3 protein-coding genes are annotated in these 3,479 nt (G+C 39.1%); 1 reads left to right on the plus strand and 2 read right to left on the minus strand.

The window, feature by feature from the left end; all coding sequences use genetic code 11:
- Positions 1 to 323: 323 nt before the first annotated feature.
- On the minus strand, positions 324 to 1,337 hold the full coding sequence (locus M3210_RS19525; RefSeq protein WP_251517912.1) for a LolA family protein: 1,014 nt from the start codon (positions 1,335 to 1,337) through the stop codon (positions 324 to 326).
- Positions 1,338 to 2,094: 757 nt separating this feature from the next.
- Positions 2,095 to 2,451 (minus strand): holo-ACP synthase, encoded by a 357-nt coding sequence (acpS, locus tag M3210_RS19530; protein ID WP_251517915.1) that lies wholly within the window; start codon positions 2,449 to 2,451, stop codon positions 2,095 to 2,097.
- 115 nt (positions 2,452 to 2,566) lie between these two features.
- On the opposite strand from acpS, the gene M3210_RS19535 reads away from it, so the two are divergent.
- On the plus strand, positions 2,567 to 3,334 hold the full coding sequence (locus M3210_RS19535) for a rhomboid family intramembrane serine protease (protein WP_251517918.1): 768 nt from the start codon (positions 2,567 to 2,569) through the stop codon (positions 3,332 to 3,334).
- Positions 3,335 to 3,479 lie beyond the last annotated feature (145 nt).

Raw genomic sequence — 3,479 nt, forward strand, 5'->3', positions numbered from 1 at the left:
CTTTTTCACGTAAAACGCCCTTTATACTACCGCGCTTCGCTTGCTTGCCCTGTCTTTGGTGTTGAAGTCTTGCGACTTCAAAACCAAAGACAGGGTATATGTTCTCCCACAAACATTTTACTCTAACTTAAGAGTTTTTCAATAAAAAAAAGGAAAATTTGTCGTATTGTTGGAGTTTTAATTGATAAACATCAGGGTATTCCCTTATTTTAAGAGGTTTGAGGGTGCATCCGTATATTCCGTACAAAAATATTCCCTTAAGATAAGTCACAGTTTGTTTTACTGTATCCATCTTAAGGGGCTTTGTCAAGAGATACTGAGAGTCATTTTATTTCTTGGCCACGGACAGATTGTGCTACTTCAATCAATTCTTCTTGCGTCAGTGTATCACTTGCCAATGTATAGTCAATTCCATTGTGGTTCCAGTAGATGGTTTGATCGGACATCGCTCCAATCGTAAATCCGAGATTCACGATTTCTCCTTGCACTGTTTCAGGTGCAGATAAAGCAGGAACATCTGAGCGTTTTTCCTGGACGAGTGTAAAACTCTTTTCTCCGTCATAAGTTAAGATGATTCGTTTCCCATCTTCCAGCTCAACCTCTTTACTGTCAACCGCTTCTGCTCCAGCTGTATATAGAGGATGGACTACAGAAAAGGAGTCGTTTTCATTCATGCTGTTGAACGTTGGTTCTTCAGCAATTGTTTCCATATTCTTTTCCATCGCAAAGTCATCCGCTTCAAAGCTGACCCCTGTATCGAATGCACTGAAATTCACTTCTACTAAAGCTTGGCCATCGGGATTCAACACTTGTACGGCAGCTGGGTAGTAAGTTTTCTTATCAAAGAATATTTGTTGATAAGGCAAGTTACTGTTATTTTGATAATTTGTTCGTGTCTTAAATACATAGTGCGTTTCTGTCGCTTCAAAAGTAGCTTCTTCATCCTGTATGACGTCTTTTACAAGCGATTGGAATAAATAAGGCTGACTACTATTATCTGGCCACTCAGATTGGAACCGGAAACTTTTCTCTAACGCAGGTGTCAGGACAAATACCCCATCTTCATTTTTTAAAATGATTTGGCTCCCTCGCTCATCCCCAGCGTGACCAAGCTTCACCCGGTAGAAATTATCCTTCTGGTGCCAAACATCAATGGAAAACTTTTGCTCCTCCTGTCCAGTTTTCATTGTCATTTCCGCCTCTGCCTTATATCCATCCATCTCCTCTAACACTTCTGTCAGCTCCTCCACCACGTCCTCTTGAGACTTTTCCCCACATGCTGCCATGAACATCAAACCAAAGACGATGAATATTACACCAAGATAGCGATTCTTCATACACATATCTCCCTTGTCTCAATTAACAAAGGGAACATTATCACGTTTATAAGGAAAACATACGGTACACTTTACACACCAAGGCAATCCTTTCGGTTAATGAATGTTGCACATCATGCTTAGGTTTAGATATTAAAAAGAGGTATTGCTGGAAATAAGGATTGCTTTTGGCATATTCCAGCCATTCAACTTTCTTGTTTGAAAACTTGATTCGTCAAGGTGGTCAGTTCCCTTTTTCACGAAGGAAACCCTCTTATCTTTAGAGAACCTGAGACGCGTAGGTGCTTTCTAGATATTTTCACCTTCATTTTCGCAACCCTGGTCTCCACTCCTAAATTTAAAGGCTTTTTTTATAGCTTCTTCTACATTGGAAGCCAGAAGGATATAAATCGGAATTGGCTTATAACATGTAATATTGATTGCAATTCTTATCACTTAACTTCATCTCTTCCAATCAATGAATCATTCTATAAGCCCAATCTGATCACCTTCAGGCAAACTGACTCTGGTGCTGCATAGTAAATCGCGACATAAGAGTAGACGTGCGTATACTCTGCGTAGTAGCTTCTTAAAATTAGAGTACATAGCTAAACTGATTGATATGTTGCTTAAGCAATTCCTACTTTTCAACCGAAATTCTGCAAGGTGCTTGTCAATCTCGTACTTTTCCTTTGCGGTGACAATATCAATTAGTTCCCTCTTGCCCGCATTAAAATACTATGAGACAACTATTTGGTTTATGCAGATTCTTGTCCTGTTAATCTTGAATAATCACTTGAGCGACGGCATATTGCTTACTGTGGCTGATGGAAAGGAAAAAGGTGTATTCTTCATATCCTTCTACTACAATATATGGAGCCCCTTGTTGATCATTCATCACTTCAATATGTTGAAAGCTAAGTTTGCCTATCCCTGTACCCAAGGCTTTTGCGCATGCCTCTTTTGCTGCGAATCTTCCAGCTAAATATTCTATTCGTCTTCTCTTATTGTCAAAGAAAGCATATCTTTCTAGTTCTCTTTCTGTTAAAACCCGTTCCGCCAATCGATCACTTTTTTCAATACTGTTATGAATTCGTTCCAACTCGATAATATCGATTCCAATTCCTTTAATCATCGCCATATCTCCTCTGATAAAAATAGTAGCTATTGTTGGTCATATCCTAAAGTTTTATTTATTATAATATTATCTAAGCTTTCTTGGAAACTAAATAAGCAGGAGGATTCCTTCATTGTTCATACGAAATGAAAGAAGTATCAAGGAATTTATAAAACTATATCCTATTGTCTCGACAATAGTAATCATCAATCTCGTTCTCTGGCTGATTATCAATTTTCTACGGCTCCCCATTGGTATGGAAATCCGTAATTTTGGAATAGGCTATAATCTGTTGGTCGCCATGGGTGAATATTGGCGATTAGCCACTCCGATATTTTTACACAGCGATACAGCACATGTGCTGTTCAATTCATTTGCCCTCGTTATCTTCGGACCAGCATTAGAGCAAATGGTTGGTAAAACAAGATTTATTTTAGCCTACCTAGTCACAGGGATCATCGGAAATATTGCAACGTATTTATTTGAGCCATTGCAATATTTCCATCTGGGTGCATCTGGAGCAATTTACGGTTTATTTGGAATTTATATTTTTATGGTTTTATTCCGCAAGCATCTACTTGATTATGGCAGTTCACAGATGGTGGTGACCATCTTCATCGTTGGTGTGCTTATGTCTTTTGCAGGAGGAAACATCAATATTATTGCGCATTTAGGCGGCTTTGCGGGTGGGTTCATGATTGCTCCACTTGTACTCCGTAGCATCCGACCATTTTCACCTTGGAGATCTTACCAACACCATTATCCGGAAAACGATGGCGATGTAAGCTTTGACCCGAACCGCTGGAATAAAAAGAGAATCATACCGGCGAGCATCCGAAAAAATTGGCTTTGGATTATTATTGGTCTCCTTGCTATAATCGGTCTGTTCAGCAGATTCTAAGAAAGAGCCTTGGGCGAACTAGACTGACATAGCAATTTGAGACAATAATAAAACACCTTCTTAGGCTGCCATTCCACGAAATTCTATTGGAGATTGGTAGCCTAATTTTTCTTGAATACGCTCTTCATTATAATGCTTCATAAAT

It is taken from the genome of Oceanobacillus luteolus, from assembly GCF_023715655.1.
GTDB lineage: Bacteria > Bacillota > Bacilli > Bacillales > Amphibacillaceae > Oceanobacillus > Oceanobacillus luteolus.